General features: G+C 70.6%; 14 protein-coding genes and 1 tRNA gene. 6 read left to right on the forward strand and 9 right to left on the reverse strand.

The features are described 5' to 3' along the window. Positions 1 to 251: 251 nt before the first annotated feature. A tRNA-Thr gene (locus O7621_RS02040) sits at positions 252 to 328 on the reverse strand. A 364-nt stretch (positions 329 to 692) separates the two neighbouring features. On the opposite strand from O7621_RS02040, the gene ugpC reads away from it, so the two are divergent. Further along, complete coding sequence (ugpC, locus tag O7621_RS02045; RefSeq protein ID WP_282232471.1) at positions 693 to 1784, forward strand: sn-glycerol-3-phosphate ABC transporter ATP-binding protein UgpC; 1092 nt, start codon at positions 693 to 695, stop codon at positions 1782 to 1784. Positions 1785 to 1907: 123 nt separating this feature from the next. On the opposite strand, the gene O7621_RS02050 is transcribed toward ugpC, so the two are convergent. The 7 genes from O7621_RS02050 to O7621_RS02080 form a co-directional block, all read right to left on the reverse strand. Beyond that, complete coding sequence (locus tag O7621_RS02050) at positions 1908 to 3743, reverse strand: right-handed parallel beta-helix repeat-containing protein (protein WP_282232472.1); 1836 nt, start codon at positions 3741 to 3743, stop codon at positions 1908 to 1910. A gap of 130 nt (positions 3744 to 3873) precedes the next feature. Further along, positions 3874 to 5232, reverse strand: a complete 1359-nt coding sequence (locus O7621_RS02055) for a pectate lyase (protein ID WP_348775282.1) — start codon at positions 5230 to 5232, stop codon at positions 3874 to 3876. A 240-nt stretch (positions 5233 to 5472) separates the two neighbouring features. Next, positions 5473 to 6657 (reverse strand): Gfo/Idh/MocA family oxidoreductase, encoded by a 1185-nt coding sequence (locus O7621_RS02060; RefSeq protein ID WP_282232473.1) that lies wholly within the window; start codon positions 6655 to 6657, stop codon positions 5473 to 5475. Between the two features lie 31 nt (positions 6658 to 6688). Next, positions 6689 to 8179, reverse strand: coding sequence for a mannitol dehydrogenase family protein (locus O7621_RS02065; RefSeq protein ID WP_282232474.1), 1491 nt, complete (start codon positions 8177 to 8179; stop codon positions 6689 to 6691). Next, positions 8176 to 9486: an enolase C-terminal domain-like protein gene (locus tag O7621_RS02070; protein ID WP_282232475.1), complete on the reverse strand. Its 1311-nt coding sequence runs from the start codon at positions 9484 to 9486 to the stop codon at positions 8176 to 8178. Before O7621_RS02070 ends, O7621_RS02065 begins: the two co-directional genes overlap by 4 nt. Next, positions 9483 to 10952, reverse strand: coding sequence for a glucuronate isomerase (gene uxaC, locus O7621_RS02075; RefSeq protein WP_282232476.1), 1470 nt, complete (start codon positions 10950 to 10952; stop codon positions 9483 to 9485). The genes O7621_RS02070 and uxaC overlap by 4 nt, the downstream gene beginning before the upstream one ends. An 86-nt stretch (positions 10953 to 11038) precedes the next feature. Continuing rightward, entirely contained in the window at positions 11039 to 12367 is a 1329-nt protein-coding gene (locus tag O7621_RS02080; RefSeq protein WP_282232477.1) for a Gfo/Idh/MocA family oxidoreductase, read from the reverse strand. A gap of 269 nt (positions 12368 to 12636) precedes the next feature. Here O7621_RS02080 and O7621_RS02085 point away from each other — a divergent pair, with 269 nt between their 5' ends. The 5 genes from O7621_RS02085 to O7621_RS02105 all read left to right on the forward strand — a co-directional run bounded on the left by O7621_RS02085 (position 12637) and on the right by O7621_RS02105 (position 17672). After that, the gene (locus tag O7621_RS02085; protein ID WP_282232478.1) at positions 12637 to 13671 is read left to right on the forward strand and encodes a LacI family DNA-binding transcriptional regulator; all 1035 of its coding nucleotides are present in this window, start codon (positions 12637 to 12639) and stop codon (positions 13669 to 13671) included. A gap of 18 nt (positions 13672 to 13689) precedes the next feature. Further along, positions 13690 to 15039, forward strand: coding sequence for an ABC transporter substrate-binding protein (locus O7621_RS02090; RefSeq protein WP_282232479.1), 1350 nt, complete (start codon positions 13690 to 13692; stop codon positions 15037 to 15039). Between the two features lie 223 nt (positions 15040 to 15262). Beyond that, complete coding sequence (locus O7621_RS02095; protein ID WP_281555815.1) at positions 15263 to 16144, forward strand: sugar ABC transporter permease; 882 nt, start codon at positions 15263 to 15265, stop codon at positions 16142 to 16144. Further along, a complete protein-coding gene (locus O7621_RS02100) occupies positions 16144 to 17043 on the forward strand; it encodes a carbohydrate ABC transporter permease (RefSeq protein WP_282232480.1) in 900 nt (299 codons plus the stop codon). The genes O7621_RS02095 and O7621_RS02100 overlap by 1 nt, the downstream gene beginning before the upstream one ends. Positions 17044 to 17048: 5 nt before the next feature. Further along, a complete protein-coding gene (locus tag O7621_RS02105; protein WP_282232481.1) occupies positions 17049 to 17672 on the forward strand; it encodes a hypothetical protein in 624 nt (207 codons plus the stop codon). On the opposite strand, the gene O7621_RS02110 is transcribed toward O7621_RS02105, so the two are convergent. Further along, positions 17647 to 20244 carry an Hsp70 family protein gene (locus O7621_RS02110; protein ID WP_282232482.1) on the reverse strand — a complete coding sequence of 866 codons (2598 nt, stop codon included), beginning with the start codon at positions 20242 to 20244 and terminating at the stop codon, positions 17647 to 17649. The two genes, O7621_RS02105 and O7621_RS02110, sit on opposite strands and share 26 nt — an antisense overlap. Positions 20245 to 20249: the final 5 nt, after the last annotated feature.

Here is a 20249-nt window from a genome sequence, read left to right on the forward strand (position 1 = left end):
GCTAAAGGGTGAGCCAGGAAGCCGCATGGTCCAGGGCGACGGTCTGGAGCAATGGCAGTACGAGGTAACGAGCGGCGGGAGAATCTGGTACTGCCCGGACGTCGCAGGCAGGGCCTCTGCCTGCAGCACCACCAGCAGACAGCCGTGTGATGCGCCAAGCCACCGGCAAGCTCAGCGGACTGCTGTCGTCACCAGCGTTGCTCTCGCCGTGTCCCGCCGTGCGTCACACGGCGGGACCTGCGGGGCGGTGCTGGAGCCCCCGGCCGGGCTCGAACCGGCGACATCTCGCTTACAAGGCGAGTGCTCTGGCCAACTGAGCTACAGGGGCAGCGCTTCGTTCAGCGTCAGCATAGCCACTGACGTGGCGATACCGCTGCATCGGCCGGTCTGTCCAATCGATCTTTCCCGTTCTGCGTACGGGTGTCCGCCGCTCCGGCGGTCGCCGTCGACCTCCGGCCGAGGGTGACAAACAGTGGCATACCCCACCCCTGTGTCCGTTTTGGTCGGTTATCGGAGGTAGTTGCGGGCCGTCCCGGTCTTGGCAGCCAGGCAAATCCCGTTTACCGTGGCGTGACACGTGCGACACGTCGCCCTGGCGGCTGCGAGTACGCGTGGGCCGGCGCTCAGAGCGCCGGTCGCTCCTTCACTCGGATCGTCCGGCACGTTCCTGCCGGTGAAAGGAAGCACTGACCATGGCTACGGTCACCTACGACCAGGCGTCCCGCATCTACGCGGGCACCGAGCGACCCGCTGTCAACAAGCTCGACCTCGAGATCGGCGACGGCGAATTCCTCGTACTGGTCGGCCCCTCCGGTTGCGGTAAGTCCACCAGCCTGCGGATGCTCGCCGGTTTGGAGGACGTCGACGAGGGCCGCATCCTCATTGACGACCGCGACGTCACGCACCTGCCGCCGAAGGCCCGCGACATCGCGATGGTCTTCCAGAACTACGCGCTATACCCGCACATGACGGTGTACGAGAACATGGCCTTCGCGCTGAAGCTGCGCCGGACCTCGAAGTCGGAGATCGACCGCCGGGTCAAGGAAGCCGCCGCTCTGCTGCAGCTGGAGGAGTACCTCAACCGCAAGCCGAAGGCGCTCTCCGGTGGTCAGCGCCAGCGGGTCGCGATGGGTCGGGCGATCGTCCGGGAGCCGCAGGTCTTCCTGATGGACGAGCCGCTGTCGAACCTCGACGCGAAGCTGCGGGTGCAGACCCGTACCCAGATCGCCTCGCTGCAGGCCAAGCTGGGGGTCACCACCGTCTACGTCACCCACGACCAGGTCGAGGCGATGACGATGGGCCACCGGGTGGCGGTGCTGCTCGACGGCGTGCTGCAGCAGGTCGACACCCCGCGGAACCTGTACGACGTACCGGCGAACGTCTTCGTCGCCGGCTTCATGGGCTCCCCCGCCATGAACATCAAGACCGTCCCGCTGACCGAGCAGGGTGCCGTCTTCGCCGACCTGGTCGTCGAGCTGAGCCGCGAGCAGGTCGAGGCGGCCAAGGCCAACGGCGGCGGCAACAAGGTCACCGTCGGGTTCCGTCCCGAGGATTGCGACCTGGTCGGCGCCTCCGAGGGCGGCATGCCGATGTCGGTCGAGCTGGTCGAGGACCTCGGCTCGGACGCCAACGTCTACGGCTACGCGACGCTCGACGGCAGTTCGGAGCGGTTCGTGGTGCGGACCGACCGCCGGCACATGCCGCGGATGAACGACACCGTGTTCGTCCGACCCCGGCCGGGCCAGCACCACGCGTTCCACGCCGCCAACGGCCGACGGCTCTGACCGACCGCCGCCCCGGCTGGCGAGTCACGACATTTGGTTCGTCGCGTGCGGCCGGTCTTCCCTACCGGGAAGACCGGCCGCACCGCTTTCTGGTGGACGGTCCTGGTCAGTGGACGAAGCCGGTCACGGTGTAACGACCCGTCCCCCGAAGGTGACCACGAGACGACCGTCCAAGGCGAACGACCAGCCAAACGAGCCCGAGTATGTCGAGCACCGGGAGCCGTTCGAGCCGGACCAGAACTGGTTCGAGCTGTCTGAGTTGCCGATGATCCGGTCGTTCGAGCCGCTGTCACACGACGTGTTGCCACGGAACACCGAGCTGCCGCCGTCGAAGTTGAAGTTGCGTTCCTCGTTGCCGATGCTGACGTTGTTCGACACCGTCATCGTGCCGAGGTTGCGGTTGTACGTGAACCCGTGCTTGCCGTTGCGGTAGGCGATGTTGCTCCGGATGGTGTGGTTGACGCCGATGTCCTCGCCGCCGAGTTTGTAGCCGTTGCGGTCGCCGTCGCCGGCCTGACCACCGTTGCTGAGCGTGCCGTTGTCGTACGCCAGGGAGTGCTCGATCGTCACCGCGCCGATCGGCCCGGTATCGCTCTTGGTGTACAGGTCGTAGCCGTCGTCGATATTGTTGTGCGCCACGGTGTAGCGGAAGACGTTGCCGGAACCGACGGTGAGCTTCGGGGCGAATCCGTCGGCGTCCTCACCGTCGGAGTCGACATTGTCGTGCGACACCGAGCTCAACACCAGGTTGTTGGACGGCCACTGGTCGCGCGGTGCTCCGGCGATGAGCCGCGACAGCTGCAGGCCGGTGTCCCGGTTGTGCCGGGTGACCACCCGTTCGATGATGTTGTGGTTGCCAGCGAGCAGGATCCCGTTGTCGCCGGCCCGTTCGACGATGATGCCGTAGACGTGCCAGTAGGACCCGCCGATCGCCAGCCCGCGGTTGGCCGAGTCCTCGCTCTGTGCCGAGAAGTTCAGGATCGGCGTCTCGCCCGGGTAGGCGTACAGGTTCTTACGGGCACTGGACGTACCGCTGTTGCCCTGAGCGATGGTGATGGTCTGCGAGTATCGGTAGGTGCCGCCACGCAGGTAGATCGTGCCGCCGGGGGCGATCCGGGTGATCGCCGAGGTGAGCGTCGTCGGGTTGGACACCGTCCCGGACGCACTGTCGCTACCGTTCGGTGCAACGTACAGGGTGTCACCGGACGGCGGCGGGCTGGTCGGCGGCGCGGTGGTCGGCGGCGGGCTCGTCGGGGGTGCGGTGGTCGGGGGCGGGCTGGTCGGGGGTGCGGTGGTCGGCGCGGGGGTCGTCGGTTCCGGTACGGAGCCGAGAGTGTCCACCCTGACGTCGTCGTAGCTGGCCCCGGCGTAGCCGGTGACCAGGGCTATCCGGCCGGAGTCGTATGAGTCGTCGCTGCCGGAGCCGATCTGGCTGCCGTCGACGTAGCCGCGGACGGTGCTACCGCTCGACTCGATCCGCAGGGTGTACCAGGTGCCGGTGGCCACGCTCAGTGCCGCCGAGCCGAGCACAGTGATCTGGCTGCCGTTGACCACCTGCAGCTCGGCGCGGTTGCTGCTGGTCAGCGCCAACCGGTACATCCTGGTGTTGCTGGTGACCCGGGAGGCGATGCCGACGAATCGGTCGGAACCGTTGAACGACAACGGCTTGACCCGGGCCTGCAGTTGGTAGTCGGTCCAACTGGTGCTGCCGGCGAAGAACCGGGCCAGGTTGCTGCCGGTGTTGTCCTGCCGCAGCACCTGGCTGCCGTCGGAGACGACCTCCCAACTGCCGCCGGACTTGGACCAGCCGCTGGTGCCGCCGCTTTCGAAGTCGGCCTGGAACAACGTCGCGGCGTGGGCGTTGCCGCTGGTCGCCGCGAGGACCAGCGTCGCGGCGACCGCGCTCGCGCCGAGCGTGGCCAACAGGCCACGACGGCGTCTACTCGTGCTGCGCTGCACGTGCACTCCTTCGGTTGGCACCGCGCCGGTGGCGGTGCGGGGAAAGGGGTGGGCCGGCGGGCGTCTCGCCGGCCCACCCCGCTTGTGACCCGGCCGGGCTGGTCGGTCAGACCGGTAGCCTGCCGACAGGTCAGACCGGGAGCTTGCCGGCGCCCGCGGTGAGCCGGGTGTAGATCGGGACGACCGCGGTGGGCAGCGCCGCCCCGTGCCGCAGGGTCGGGGTCCAGCCAGCGTCGTCGCCCAGGTCCGGCTCGTTCGCCGCGTTGTACGCGTCGAGCAGGCTGGCCGGGCGCAGCGGCCGGTGACCCTGCCCGACCCAGCTGCCCTTCTCGGTCAGCACGGTGCCGCCCCAGTCGTGCAGCAGGTCGGCGGTGTCGATCCCGGAGCCCAGCCGGAACGAGTTGTTCTCCAGGTACGGTGCGCCCTGTACGCCTACTCCGACGGCGTACTCGAAATCGTCGCCGGACAGGTCGTAGTGGTTGTTGTAGACGTCGACCTGACCGAACCGGATCCGGGGCAGCCGTTGCAGGCTGCCGTCGAAGACGTTGTGGTGCAGGGTGACGTTGAGTCGGCCGACGTCCGGGCCGACAGTGTTCGACGAGCCGATCAGCATGACCTTGTCCCGGCCGTCGAACCGGTTGTAGGACACGGTCACCAGGCTGGCTGTGTGGGTGATGTCGAGCGCTCCGTCGTGCACCTGCAGCGGCCGGCCGAAGTAGATCGGTTGGGCGCTGTCCGGGTTGTCGCCGTCGGTGAAGGTGTTGTGGTCGACCCAGACATTCTCCGAGCGACGCACCGACATCAGGTCGAACTGGGAGTTCCAGTTGCCGGCGTCGCCGTCATCCGGCGACCAGGCGGGAAAGCAGTCGTACGCGTCGTCGAAGACGACGTTGCGGACGATGACGTTCCGGACGCTGTCCACCATCAGGGTCAGGTTCTCCAGCCGGGCTCCGCGCAGCCCGATGATGGTGGTGTTGGCTCCGACGTTGATCTGGGTGTACCGGGTCTGGTTGGTGACCGACCGTCGACGGGCGTCCTCCAGCGGGCCACTCGGGTCGTTCTCGTATCCCCAGACGGCCGGGTCGTAGGTGACCAGGAACTCGTCGAAGTCGTACTCGGGGTCGGCGAGGTCGGCGCAGGTCAGCAGGTTGCCGTCCGGGCCTTCGAAGCCGTTGACCGTGCCCTTGATGTAGATGATCTTCGGGGTGTCGTTGTTCCGGTTGGTGGCGTTGTCGCCGCCGAGGGCGTCGATCAACTCGGCTCGGCTGTCGACCACGTGAACGTTGTCCTGGCTGGCCGCCGATCCTCCGGTGGTGCCGGCACCGGCGGCCGCCCAGCCGTCGTTCGGCGGCAACGCCTGCCGGCCCAGCGACCGGGCCGTCCAGGACAGCCGGTCGGAGTTGGTGTCCCGGCCGGCGGCGGCCGGGGCCGGCAGCACCGCCACGATCGCGATTCCGGCAACAGCGGCAGTCAATCTCCTCAGTCGCATTACCACACTCCGCAAACTATTGTCTGGACTCGATCACGTAACACTGACGCAATCTTCCTGAACCCAAACGATAAATTTCATCACGAAATGTGTCAATGCAAGTTGTTTGCAGATTGTTTGCATTGCATTCGGGCGAGACCTATTTACCCGGCATCAGTTTGCCGAGGGGACGACTGATCTGTCCGACTTCGCGACACCGGCGGCGGCCGTCGATTTGCAGTACGTTTTCCGCTACCCCGGTCAGCGGCCCACCACCCCCCGCGCCAGCCGGGCCCGGTGCGGCCGGACCGCCCATGGCACCTCCTGCTCGGAAAAGAGCGCCAGCTCGGCCGCGCCGCGCCGGACGACCGCGTTCACGCCCTCGATCGTCAGCACCCGGTCCGCTCCGGCCACCCCGGCCGCGACCGTCCGGTCCGGACCGAGCAGACACGGCTCCGGGGCGTCCTGCACCACCTCCAGCAGCGCGGTGAACGCCTCAGTCCGGGCCAGCGGGGCGATCAGCGGTACGCCGACCGGATCCCGCCGGTGCGCCAGCAGGTTCTCCAGCAGACCGGTCCGCCCCGGCACCGGCCGCATCGATCGCTCGCCGGGCAGCCGCAGCCGGTCCGTCGGATACTCCAGCACCGCAGCGCCGGCCGTGCCGTGCACCAGCACCTCACCGGGGATGAACTCCTCCCCGGCCAGGGTCACCGCGACCACGATCGCCAGCCCCGAATCCAGGGTGACCCGCATCGACGCGGTGTCGTCCACCTCGATCGGCCGCACCCGGTAACGTTCCAGCTCGACCAGCACCGGCGGGCTGGGATCCACCGCCGCCGCCACCGCCAGGCACTGCATGGTGGCATGCGCCAACGGGTTGGCCAGCGCACCGTCCAACGACGGGCGGCCGTCAACCGTACGCCGCCCGGCCCACGGCGACCGCCGGTAGTACGCGTCGTCGCGCTGCCAGGAAGCGACCGTCGAGATACCGGTGACCCGGCCGAGCCGACCGCCGGCGGCTGCCGCGATCAGGTTGGCCAGCGCGGCCGACCCGAGCGCCTGGAAACCGACCTGGCAGACCCGGCCGTGCTCGGCCAGCGCCGCGGTCAGCCGCCGGTGCTCGTCCAGCGACAGCACCGGCGGCTTCTCCAGCAGCAGGTCCGCGCCGGCGGCCAGCGCGTCCAGCGCGATCGGCAGATGGGTGTACGGCGGCGTGCAGATCACCACCACGTCCGGCCGGGTGTCCGCCAGTATCCGCCGGTGGTCGGTTTCGACCTGCACCCCGTCCGGGACCGGAGCGTCGGGGGCCGGCTCGACCGGCCGTACGTCGACCAGGCCGACCAGGCGCAGTTCGCCGGCGGCGTGCAGCGGGGCGATCTGGCGCCGGTGCCACAGTCCGTGCCCGTTGGCACCGATCAGGGCCACCCGGGGCGGGGTGTTCCTCACGTCGGGAACCTCCAACTGTCGACGACCGCGGTCAGCCGGCCGCGCCGGTCAGTGCGCCGACCACCCCGTGCCGGTCCAGCGCGGTCAGCCAGGTCGTGATCATCTCGCGGACCTCCGGGTCGGCCGCCAGCTCGGGTGGGAACACCTCGGTGAGCCCGAGCAGCGCGGCCACCACACCGGCCGGGGTGCCCCCGGACCCGGCCAGCGTCGCCCGGATCTGCGCGGCGAGTGGGTCGGCCAGCGGCAACTCGGCCCCGTCGTCGGCCCGCCCCTGGACGAACCGCATCCAGGCGGCGACCACCAACGCCGACCAGTACGGCCGGTCGCCGGCCGCCCGCCGGTCGGCGATCGTGTGCAGGACCCGCTGCGGCAGCTTCTGCGAGCCGTCCATCGCCACCTGGATGGTGCGGTGTCGGATCGCCGGGTTGGCGAACCGCTCCAGCACCGACTCGCCGTACCCGACGACCGACACCCCGTCCGGCGGGGTGAAGCTGGTCGCGACGTCCTCGGCGATCAGCCGGCGCAGCACCTCGGGCAGGCCGGGGATACCGGCCAGCGCCTCGGCGATGGTGTCGTGCCCGGCCAGCGCCCCGAGGTAGGCGATGGCCGAGTGAACCCCGTTGAGCCCGCGCAGCTTGAGCCGCTCCCACGGGCCGGCGTCGCTGGTCAGCACCGCCCCGGCGGTCTGCCAGGCCGGCCGGCCGCCGGGGAAGTCGTCCTCGATCACCCACTGCGTGTACGGCTCCCCGGCGATCGCCGCCAGGTCGCTGACGCCGAGCGCGGACCGGGCGGCGGCCAGGGTCTGCGCGGTGGCGGCCGGCACGATCCGGTCGACCATGGTGCCGGGGAAGGTGACGTTGGCCTGCACCCAGTCGGCGGTCCCGTCGGGCACCTTCGCGTACGCCAGGGCCTCGGTGACCAGCCCGTGAAGCCGGCGTCCGTTCGACGGCAGGTTGTCGCAGCTGACCAGGGCGAGCGGGCCGGCGTCGGCGGCGGCGCGGGCGGCCAGCCCGCGTAGCAGCAGGCCCGGTACGGTCGTCGGCGCCCGGTCGGTGGTCAGGTCGGCGGCGACCGCTTCGTCCGGCCGCAGCCGCCCGGTGACCGGGTCCAGCTGGTACGCCTTCTCGGTGACGGTCAGCGTGACCACCCGGATCGCCGGGTCGGCCAGCAGGGCCACGACCGCCGCCGGGTCGCTGGCGGCGTGCCGGACCCCGGTGAGCGCACCGACGACCCGGGTCCTGGCCGCTTCGGCGGACAGCGTGGTGACGCTGAACAGGCAGTCCTGGTCGGTGAGCCGCCGCACCACGTCGATGTTGCGCGGTGCGACGCCGATGATGCCCCAGTCACCGCCGGCGGTGGCGACCGCCTGCTCGGTGTAGACCGCCTGGTGGGCCCGGTGGAACGCACCTAGTCCGAGGTGGACGATGCCGGCGCCGACGTCGCCGGGGCGGACCACCGGTCGGGCGTCGGCCGGCACCCGGCCCAGGGTGTCCAGGCCGAGCAGCGCGATGTCGTCGTTCACCGCCACACCGGCCCGTCCGGGAAGGAGAACTCGGCGATCGACGCCGGCTTCATCGTGGCGCTGTAACCGGGCTGTTCGGGCACCAGGTAGCGGCCGCCCCGGGTGCGGACCGGGTCGACGAAGTGCTCGTGCAGGTGGTCGACGTACTCGACCATCCGCCCGTCCAGCGAGGTGCCGACCCGCAGGTAGTCGAAGATCGCCAGGTGCTGCACGTACTCGCAGAGGCCGACGCCGCCGGCGTGCGGGCAGATCGGCACACCGAACTTGGCGGCCATCAGGATCACCGACAGCACCTCGTTGACCCCGGCGATCCGGCAGGAGTCGATCTGGCACACCCGGATCGCCTCGGCCTGCATCAGCTGCTTGAAGATCACCCGGTTGGCGGCGACCTCGCCGGTGGCGACCCGGCAGCGCCCGTCGGACAGTTCGGTGACGGCGGCGGCGATCCGGGCGTGGCCGAGCACGTCGTCGGCGTGCGTCGGCTCCTCGATCCAGTACGGGTCGACCTCGACCAGCCGGGCCATGTTGGTGATCGCCTCGTCGACGTCCCACACCTGGTTGGCGTCCATCATCAGCAGCGCGTCCGGGCCGATCTCGGCGCGGATGATCCGGGCGCGGCGGACGTCGTCGTCGATCGGGCCGCCGACTTTCATCTTCATCGCCCGCCAGCCGTCGGCGTACGCCGCCCGGGTCAACGCCCGGACCTTGTCGTCGGGGTAGCCGAGCCAGCCGACCGAGGTGGTGTACGACGGGAAGCCGTCGCGCTGCAGCTCGGCGAGCCGATCGGCCTGACCGGTCAGCCCTTTGTCGAGGATCGCGGCGGCCTCGTCGGCGGTGATCGCGTCGCTGATGTGGTGGAAGTCGATGTTGGCGACGAGTTCGTCGGTCGGCATCTCGGCGAGCAGCCGCCACAGCGGCTTGCCCTCCAGTTTGGCCCGCAGGTCCCAGACGGCGTTGACCAGCGCGCCGGACGCCATGTGGATGACGCCCTTCTCCGGGCCGAGCCAGCGCAGCTGTACGTCGGCGGTGAGCGACCGCCAGAAGGCGACCGGTTCGGCGACGATGCCGGCGACGGTCCGGCCGGTGACGTGGTGGGCCAACGCGCGTACCGCCGCGCAGGTGATCTCGTTGCCCCGGCCGTTGGTGAAGGTGAAGCCGGCGCCGAAGAGTCCGTTCGGCGAGTCGGTGCGCAGCTCGACGTAGGTGGCCGAGTAGTCGCCCCGGTTGATCGCGTCGGAGCCGTCGCCGGCCGCGGCGGTCGGGAACCGTACGTCGTGCACGTCGACGCCGGTGATGGTGACGGTCATCGCAGCTTCTCCCCGATCTTGAAGACCCGCTTGGGCAGCCGGTACGCCAGGTCGACGATGGTCTCGGCCGCCTCGTCGAGGCCGAGCCGGTGCTCGGCGACGAGCCGGGCGAGGAAGCCGGCGTCGATCCGGCGGGCCACGTCGTGGCGCGCCGGGATGGAGCAGAACGCCCGGGTGTCGTCGACGAAGCCGGCGGTGTTGTAGAAGCCGGCGGTCTCGGTGACCGCTTCCCGGAACCGGCGCAGCACCTCCGGGGAGTCCAGGAACCACCAGGGTGCGCCGAGGTAGAGGGCGGCGTACCCGCCGGCGAGCGGGGCCAGCTCGCGGGTGAAGGTGTACTCGTCGAGGGTGTAGACGACGATCCGTAGCCGGGGGTCGTTGCCGTACGCGTCGAGCAACGCGGTCAGCGCGTGCAGGTACTCGGTGGCCTGCGGGATGTCGCCGCCGACGTCGCGGCCGTGGGTGGCGTACAGCCACTTGTTGTGGTTGCGCACCGAACCTGGATGCAACTGCATCACCATGCCGTCCTCGATGGACATGCGGGCGAACTCGACCAGCATGTGGGCCCGGAACGCCTCGGCGTCGGCGGCGGTGGCGACGCCGCGCAGCCCCCGGTCGTACAGTTCGGCGGCCTCGCGCCGGTCCAGCCGCAGGGTGAGCGCGGTCAGGTGACCGTGGTCGGAGCTGGTCGCTCCGGCAGCGATGAAGGCCTGCCGCCGGGACCGCAGCGCGTCGAGGAAGCCGGCGTACGTGCCGGTGTCGGCGCCGGTGATCGCCCCGAGGGCGGCGATGTTGTCGGACCAGCCGTCAAACTCGAAGTCGACGACGTTGTCCGGCCGGAACGTGGTGATCACCCGCCCGCCGGGGCCGCCCCAGCCGTCCGCGGCCAGCTTGGCGTGCCGGCCGAGGTCGTCCAGGGGTGACTCGGTGGTGGCCAGCACCTCGATGTTGAAGCGCTCGAACAGCGCCCGGGGCCGGTACGCCGGTTCGGCCAGCCGTGCCGCGATGGTGTCGTAGACCTCGTCGGCGGTCTGCGCGCTCAGCCCGACGGTCACCCCGAACACCTCGGCGAACGTCTTCTCCAGCCACAGCCGCGACGGGGTGCCCCGGAACAGGTGCCAGTTGGCGGCCAGCCGACGCCAGATCGCCCGCCCGTCGGCCTCGGTGGCGTAGTCGCCGTCGCCGGCCGGTGGCCGAGGCCGGACCCCGGCACGCACGGGTACGCCGAGTTCGCCGGGTGGGACGCCCTGGCTGAGCAGCATCCGGGTGACGTAGTGATCCGGCACGACGAGCAGCCGCGCCGGGTCGGGGAACGGCTCGTCGTCGGCGAGCAACGCCGGGTCGACGTGGCCGTGCGGCGAGATGACCGGCAGGTCCCGGGCGTGCGCGTACAGCTCGCGGGCGATGGCCCGCTGGGTGGGTTCGGCCGGGAACAGCTGGTCCGACCGGTCGGGTTGCGGGGACACGGAAGCAGGCTCCTCGTGAGTACGGGATCGGGGTCGTCGCTGTGCGGTGGGTGGTGCCGGCCGGTACACCGTGGCCAGACCGCCGGTCAGTCGACGGTGAGCAGGTCGGCTACCCGGACCGGCTGGCCGGTCTCGAAGGACCGGTTGGCGGCCAGCCCGGTGAGCAGCGCGAGCGCACCGTCACGGGCGGTGGCGGCCCGGCCCATCGGGTCGGTCTCGCCGCCGAACAGCACTGCGGTCATCTTGGCGTCCGCACCGCCGTGCCCGGACCGGGTGTAGCCGGCGACCGGCACCTGACGGGGCTGCTCCCAGAACGGCCGGACGGTGATCTTGGCCCAGCCCTCCTCCACCGCCGCCTGGACGCCGTGCAGGGCGGCGCCCTTGAGTTCGCCGGCGGCGTACGGGCTGACGAAGTCGCTCTCCACCACCTCCAGCTCGAGCCGACCCCTGCTGCCATTGAACATCACCCGGTAGCCCTCCCAGGGGGCGTACGCGGTGAGGTGGTACGTCATCGTGGCCCCGGTGGAGTAGCTGGCCAGCACCGACATGTCGTCCTCGATGGTCACGCCGGGGGCGAAGACGTTCTGGTCACGGTGGTAGCCGTCCTCGGCCTCGGCCTCCAGGTAGAGCGCGCGCAGCCGGGGGTGGGCGGCCAACTGCAGGGCGAACGGGTCGCCGGCGGCGGCGACCTCGCCGTGTGCCCGGTCGTAGTCGCGGGCGTAGCCGTGGCGGCGGCCGGGCTCGCCGTAGAAGAACAGCCGGCCGGCCGCGTAGACCTGCACCGGGACCGCGTCCAGCCACCAGTTGACCAGGTCGAAGTGGTGGCTGGCCTTGTGCACCATCAGGCCGCCGGAGTTGGCCTTGTCGCGGTGCCAGCGGCGGAAGTAGTCGGCACCGTGGCGCACGTCGAGCAGCCACTCGAAGTGCACCGAGCCGATCTCGCCGATCTCGCCGTCGGCGAGCACCTGGCGGACCCGTTCGTGCAGCGGGTTGTACCGGTAGTTGAAGGCGACCCGTACGGTGCGCCCGGTCCGTGCCACCGCGTCGAGGATCCGCTGGCAACGGGGCACATCCACGGTCATCGGCTTCTCGGTGATCACGTCGCAGCCGGCGTCCAGGGCGGCGACGATGTACTCGTCGTGCACCCGGTCTACGGTGGTGACCAGGACGACGTCCACCCGTTCCTTGCTCAGCATGGTCACGAACTCGCTGGCCGGGTAGGTGGGCACTGCGTCGCGACCGAGCTCCTCCAGCCAGGCGTTGTGCGCGTCCATCCGGGCCTGGTTGCTGTCGGCGAAGGCGACGAGTTCGGTGCTGTCCCGGTAGTCGAGGACCAGGGACCGGACGAACATCTCGGCGCGGGCGCCGGTGCCGACGAGCGCGTAGCGCAGCCGCCGATCGGGTTCTGGGGACATCCTGCTCCGCCTCCGGGTTGGCTGCAAAGGTTTGCAGCAGAAGCTGCCATGAGACGGACACCTTCGTCAATGCCCGGGGACCATCTCGCCCGGTTTAAGAGGTTACGCGAGGTTGCGAACACCTGACATGCCCACGGCCGCAACAAATCCGCAATCGAAGACCGTTGACACCTGAGCAACCGTTTGCATTAATTGGCGAACCAACGTGACCCCAGCCACACCGGTCGCCGCCCGTACCGGACGGCGACCACATCGATGAAGGACGACGCGTGCCAGCCACCATTCGAGACGTCGCACGGGCCTGCGGAGTGCACATCTCCACCGTGTCCCGTACGTTCTCGGCACCGCATCTGGTCAACCCGGAGACCCGCAGCCGGGTGCTGGCCTGCGCGGAGCATCTCGGCTACCGCCCCAACCGGGCGGCCCGCGCGCTGATCACCGGCCGGACCCACAACATCGGGCTGATCGTCGCCGACATCGCCAACCCGTTCTTCCCGCCCCTGATCAAGGCGGCGGAAAGCCAGGCCCGGCACCGCGACTACCACATCTTCGTCACCGACACGAACGAGGACCCGGCGGTCGAGGAGGAGTTGGTCCACGCCCTCGCAAAGCAGGTCGACGGGGTGCTGCTGTGCAGCCCCCGGATGAGCAACAGCCTGATCGAGCAGCTCAGCCGGGACGTACCGCTGGTGGTGATCAACCGGCAGGTGACCGGACTGCCGAACGTGGTGATCGACGTCGGCCAGGGTGCCCGGCTCGCCGTCGAGCACCTGATCGGCCTCGGCCACCGGCGGATCGCGCTGCTCGGCGGCCCGCGCGGATCGTGGACCAACCGGGAGATCCGGCGGACCGCCACCTCGGCGGCCCGCTCGGCGGACGTCACGTTGACCGTGATCGGCCCCAACCCGCCCACCGAGGGCGGCGGCATCGCCGCGGCGGATCAGGTCCGCCGGGCAGAGGTGACCGCCGTGCTCGCCTACAACGACCTGATGGCGATCGGCCTGATCGAAGGGCTCGACGCACACGGGGTCGCGGTGCCCCGGGACATCAGCGTGGTCGGCATCGACGACATCGCGCTGAGCCGGCTCACCCGACCCAAATTGACGACGGTGGCCACACCGAACGCGGCCGCCGGTCGGGCGGCCGTCGACATGCTGCTCCAGCATGGCGACGACCGTCGCACCACCGCCCAGGTAACGCTCCAGACCGAGTTGGTCATCCGCGACTCGACGGGCCCGGGGCCGCACAGCCATGCGGACCCGGGCGACGCGGCTGCCGCCGCGCCGGCCGATGTCGCCTCCTAACCCCAAGGAGTGAGCGCAATGCACCCCGCAACATCACCGACGGCGAACACGCCTGCCACGCGTGCTCACCGTACCCCCTTCGGCCGGCGCCGCCTGCTGCGCGGCATCGCCGCCACCGCCGTCGTGCCGCTGGTCCTCGGCGCCGCCGCCTGCGGCGACGACGACGCGTCGAGCGACCCGGACGCGCCGGTCACCATCGAGTTCTTCTGGTGGGGCGGCGAGTCCCGCGCCGAACTCACCGAGCAGGCCCTCGACCTGTACGAGGAGAAGAACCCCAACGTCACCATCAACCCGACCTGGCAGGCGTTCACCGGCTACTACGACAAGCTGGCCACCATCTCGGCCGGCGGTAACGCGCCGGACATCTTCCAGATCGACGACAACGGCCTGGCCGAGTACGCCGGCCGCAACGTCACCCTGGATCTCACCCCGTTCGTCGAATCCGGCGACATCGACCTGAGCAACCACCCGGAGAGCCTGACCCAGTACGGGCAGATCGACGGCAAGCAGGTCGCCGTAGCCGCCGGCGAGAACACCCCGGCCCTGGTGTACGACAAGACGAAGATCACCGAGCTCGGCCTGCCGGAGCCGGAGACCGGCTGGACCTACGACGAGTTCATCGCCTGGGGCACCCAGGTGACCGAGGCGGCCGGCGACGGTTACTGGGGCGCGATGGACCCCAGCTCCGACTACAAGGCGCTCTGGCTGTGGCTGCGCTCACAGGGCAAGGAGTTCTACGACGGGCCGCAGCTCGCCTTCACCGAGGCCGACCTCACCGAGTGGTTCCAGTTCTGGCTGGACGCCCGGGAGGCCGGGGCCACCCCGCCGGCCGACGTGGTGCACGAGGCGGTCGGCGGCGGCGTCTCCGACCAGCTGGTGGTGACCGGCCGGGGCGCCACCTCGTTCATGTGGTCCAACCAGCTCTCCGAGCTGGGCAAGTCCACCGAGAGCGAACTCGGCATGGTGGCCTACCCCGGTGACCCGAAGGGCCAGTGGGCGCGGGCGTCGCTGTACTGGGCCGGGTCGCGCTCCACCGAGCACCCGGAGGTCGTCGCCGACGTCATCAACTTCCTGGCCAACGACCCGGAGGCGGCGCAGATCCTCGGCGTCGACCGGGGCCTGCCATCCAACATCGACAACCGGGAGACGGTCCAGGCGGGTCTCGACGACCCGTACATGACCGCGACGGTCGAGTTCGAGAACGCGCTGATCCCGCAGATGGGCCCGGCACCGGCACCGCCGCCACAGGGCCACGGACCGCTGCGGTCGACCCTGACCACGGTCGCCGAGAGCGTCACCTACGGCCAGGCCAGCCCGGCCGACGCCGCCGCGGAGTTCTTCCGACAGGCCGAAGCCACCCTCGAGTAGTCCGGGCCGGACGTTGCGCGGTCGTGGTGCCCACGGCGCCAGCCGTGGGCACCACGACCCGTGATCCGGGTCGTGGGCACCACGACCCGTGATCCGAGAAAGGAGCCAGATCGTGGCCCTGACCACGAAACCCGTCCCGGCCACGAGTACCGACACTGCCCCGGCGGACACGAACAGGCGGCGGGGCAGCGCCAAGGGCGGCAGCCGGCGGCACGGCGAAGGGTTGGCCGGGTACGTCTTCCTGTCCCCGTGGCTGCTGGGGCTGATGGCAATCACCGCCTTCCCCATGCTGTTCTCGCTCTACCTCAGCTTCACCAACTACGACATCCTGTCCTCCTGGGAGTTCGTCGAGTGGGTCGGCTTCGAGAACTACTGGGACCTGTTCGTCAACGACCAGACCTTCCGCCACTCGGTGCAGGTCACGCTGATCTTCGCGTTCGTCGCCGTACCGCTGAAGTTGGCCGCCGCTCTCGGCGTCGCGCTGCTGCTCAACCGGGAGACCCGCGGGGTCGGGCTGTTCCGCAGCCTGTTCTACCTGCCGTCGCTGCTCGGCGGCAGCGTCGCGCTGGCGCTGATCTGGCGGGCGATGTTCAGCGGCGACGGCGCGTTCAACGACTTCCTCGGGCTGTTCGGCATCACCGGACAGCCGTGGGTCAACGACCCGGACTGGGCGTTGGAGACCCTGATGGTGCTGGCCATCTGGCAGTTCGGCGCTCCGATGGTGATCTTCCTGGCCGGGCTGAAGCAGGTGCCGACCGAGCTGTACGAGGCGGCCTCGGTCGACGGCGCCGGCAAGATCCGGCAGTTCTTCAACGTCACCCTGCCGATGCTCTCCCCGGTGATCTTCTTCAACCTGGTGCTGGAGACGATCAACGGATTCCAGGGCTTCACCGCCGCGTTCGTGATCAGCAACGGCACCGGCGGGCCGGTCGACTCGACCATGCTCTACACGCTGTACCTCTACACCAAGGGCTTCACCGAGTTCCAGATGGGATACGCGTCCGCGCTGGCCTGGGTCTTCCTGATCGCGATCGGCCTGATCACGGTGCTGTTCTTCAGCACCGGCCGGTTCTGGGTGCACTACTCGGACGGAGACAACGACTGATGGCTACCGAAGCTGCTCCGATGTCGACGGCGGACGGCGGCAGCGCCGCACGCCGCCGGGCCGCCGGCGGCACCGCCCGAGGCGTCGCCCGGGTGGCGGTGCTGGTCGCCATCCTGGTCGTGGTCCTCTACCCGCTGATCTGGGTGCTGGGCTCGTCACTCAAGTCACCGACCGAGGTGGCCAGCAACCTGTCGGTCATCCCGCAGGACCCGACCTGGGCGAACTACCCGGACGGCTGGAACTACCTGAGCAACATCTCGTTCGGCCGGTTCTTCTGGAACAGCACGGTGATCTCGATGGCGACCGTGGTCGCCAACGCGGTCTCCTGCCTGCTGGCGGCGTACGCCTTCGCCCGGCTGCGGTTCCGGGCCCGCAGGTTCTGGTTCGCCATCATGATCGGTACGCTGCTGCTGCCCAGCCACGTGCTGATCGTGCCGCAGTACATCATGTTCAACTCGTTCGGCTGGATCGACACCCCGCTGCCGTTGATCGTGCCGAAGCTGCTGGCCACCGAGGCGTTCTTCGTCTTCCTGATGGTGCAGTTCATGCGGGGCATCCCCCGGGAGCTGGACGACGCGGCCAAGATCGACGGGTGTTCGCCGTTCGGGGTGTTCCGGTACGTCATCGTGCCGCTGGCCCGGCCGGCGCTGGTCACCACGGCGATCTTCTCGTTCATCTGGACCTGGAACGACTTCCTGACCCAGCTGATCTACCTGCCGAGTGTGGAGAGCTACACGGTGCCGATCGGGCTGCGGCTGTTCATCGACTCCACCGGGCAGACCTCGCTCGGCCCGATGTTCGCCATGTCGGTACTGTCGCTGCTGCCGGTCTTCCTCTTCTTCCTGGCGTTCCAGAAGATGCTGGTACAGGGCATCAACACCAGCGGCCTCAAGGGGTGACGTCGATGGCTCCCGCAGAGTGGCCGGACAACCCGGCACCGGCCCGCGCCGACTGGCGCGACACTCTGCGGTCCGCCACAGACCTGGCGCTGCTCGGCATCGTCACCGCGCTCGCGTCGGCGGCCGTACTGACCGCCGGCGCGGCGCTGGCCACCGCCAGCGCCGCGATCCACCAGTGGACGGTCGACGGCCACTGGCCGGACCTGCGGGACCTGGCCGGGCGATTCTGGCGCGGGCTGCTGCCCGGAGCCGTCGCCACCGTGGTCGCCGTGGTCGGCACACTCCTGCTCGCCGGCAACGCCGTGCTGATCTCGGCCGAGGTGGTGCCCGGCGGCACCGTGCTGCTGGTCGGCACCGTGCTGCTTGCCGCGCTGGTGGCCGGCTTCGCCGGCCTCGTCGTGGTCGAGATCGGCCGGGCCGGCGGCGGCTGGCGGGCGGCGGTGCGGGCCAGCTGGCGGATCGCCGAACGGCGACCGCTGGCGGTGCCGGCCGCCGCCGGGGTGGTCGGTCTCGCCGCCGTACTGACCGTGCTGGTCATGCCGATCCTCGCGCCGATCCTGCTCGGCTACACCCTGTTCGCCCTGCACGCCGTGCTACGCCGGCTCAACCGGCGACGAACCGGTGCGTGACGAAACCGTCGGCCGTCGGGCAGAAGACCACCGCACGGTCCCACGAGCAGGCCACGGTACGTACGCCCTGCAGTACGCCGAGTTCGAGCCGGTCGGCCGGTGCGGCAGCCGGTACGCCGGCGACGCTGGCGTCCTCCGGGTAGCTGCCCGGGTCGTCCAGGAACCACAGCAGGTTCGCCCGGTCGATCCGGACCGCCACCCCGTCACGACGCAGCAGTTCCTCGCCGTCGGAGTCGAGCAGCAGCGACAGGTAGGGAGTCGTCGTACGGCGTAGCAGGATCTGGTCGCCGACCGGCACGACCACCTCGAAGTCGGCGGCCGGCACCCGCCACTGCACGCCGTCCTCGGCCGGGTCGATCACCACGAGTTCGTTGGTGTCGGAACCGAAGCCGGTCGATTCCAGCAGGCAGATCCGGGTGCCGCCGCACGGGGTGAGGCTCTGCAGCCGCCGCTGGTCGTCGGCCGGGGTGTAGAGGTTGACCGACTCGCCGGTCGTCGACAGGTCGTACGACGCCAGCCGGTACCCGCTGCTGTCCGACGGCGCGATCACCAACCGGCCCGCGTAGACCAGCGCCGGGTCGGTCGGCGCGGCCACGTTCGACCGGTCGCCGAGCAGTTCGCCGGAGCCCGCGTCGAACACCCGGGCGTGCCGGGTCGAGGTGAGCTGCACGATCCGTCGGTCGTCGGCCAGGTCGGGCGTGGTGGGGGCGCCGTCGAAGCCGGCCGGGCCGGTCAGGTCGGCGGCGCTCACCGCCGGGTACACCGCGGTGTCGGTGTCGTCGTACTGGTCGGCCGGGTTGTCGTGCGCCCAGCGTTCGGTGCCGTCCCGCAGGTCCAGCCCGACCAGCCGGGCACCATCCACGTCGGACCAGACGAGGACGTCGTCGAAGACGAACAACTGGTCCTCGCCGAGAATCTCGAAGTGCCACAGCTGCCGGCCGTCGGTCGGGTCGAGCACCGCGACCGGCCGGGTGGCGCTGCTGTAGGCGTCGGCGACGGCGATCACCGCGTCCGGGGTGGCCCGCACGCCGAACCACCGGTCGGCGCGCACGGTCGTCGCCTCGTCCCACCGCTCGTCGCCGGTCGCCGGGTCGACGGCGACGACGCCGAGCCGGCCGTCGTCGCGGACGTAGCCGCCGTACGCCCGGCCGTCGACCAGTTGGGTGAAGTCGGCGTCCGCGTCCTCGGGCACCGTGATCGCCTTGCCCACCTGGCTGAACGCCCGGAACTCGATCGGCCGGGCCGGATCCCGCAGCAGGTAGACGACGCTGGCGACGGTCACCGCGACCACGGCCAGGGCGGCGCCGCCGACCAGCCACGGCAGCCGCCGCCGCGCCGGGCCGGACGGTGCGGGTGAGACCGGGGATGGTGCGGCTGCAACCGGCGGTACGGGTGACGCGACGGCGGACGGCGCGGCCGGAACGGATGCCGACGCAGGCAGGTCGGCCAGCGCGCCTTCGGCGACCGGCAGTTCCGGCTGCTCCAGCACGGTCGGTGCGATCCCCAGCTCGCTGTGCAGCATCCGGGCCACCAGCGGCACCCGCGACGAGCCGCCGACCAGGAACAGTCCGGCAAGCTGGTCGACCCCGAGCCCGCAGGCCGCGACCAACCGGGCCGTCTCCCGTACGCCACGGCCGATCAGCGGGGTGGCGACCCGCTCCAACTCGTCACGGGTCAGGTGTACCGCCCGGTCGACGCCGGGCACGGCGACCGGCGCCGACGACGCCCGGGACAGCATCTCCTTCGCCCCGCGTACGTCGTCCCAGAACTGCCGGCGGTTGCGCCACTGCGCCGGGGTGGCCGGAGCGGCCAACTGCTGCCGTACCTGCGGATCGAGCACCGCGCCGAGCTGTTCGACCAGCGCCGCGTCCAGGTCGAGACCGCCGAGTTCGGTGAGGCCGCCGGAGCCGATCACCGCGAACCGGGCCCGCCCGTGCGGGTCGACTCCGTCGTTGCGAACCACGGCGATGTCGAGGGTGCCGCCGCCGAAGTCGAACACGGCGAGGGCCTGCCCGACCGGCACCGGTCGGCGTAGCACGTCGGCGAAGTAGCGGGCCGCGGCGACCGGCTCCGGCACCAGCCGGGTCGCGGGCGCGCCGGACCCGACGGGCGGCGGGCCGGAGGTGGCCGGCCCGCCGGGGATGACCGGCGGCCAGCCGGCACGGGCCACCGCGTGCGCCAGCACCTCCCGGCGACGGGCCCCCCAGCCGGCCGGGTAGGTCAGCGCCGCCGGCGGCAGGAAGCCGACCGCCTCCACCGCCGACCGGGCCACCGCCGCGAGCACCGCGGCCAGTAGGTCAGCGGTGGGCACGTCATGCGCGCCGAGCAGCACCGTCGGCTCGTCGACCCGGCGTTTCGGGTTCGGCTCGAACCGGGCCGGGTCGGCCTGGGCGAGCCGCTGCGCGTCCCGACCGACGTGCAGCCGGTCGCCGAGAAACACCCCGGACGGCAGGACCGGCACGCCGTCGAAGAGCAGCGGTCGGGTCCGCCCGTCCGGCCAACGCAGCACCGCGACCGTGTTGGAGGTGCCCAGGTCGACACCGAGGGCGAAGCCCTCGTCCTGCCCGGTCATCAGCT

The organism is Solwaraspora sp. WMMD937, from assembly GCF_029581175.1.
In the GTDB taxonomy this organism is placed as follows: Bacteria; Actinomycetota; Actinomycetes; order Mycobacteriales; family Micromonosporaceae; genus Micromonospora_E.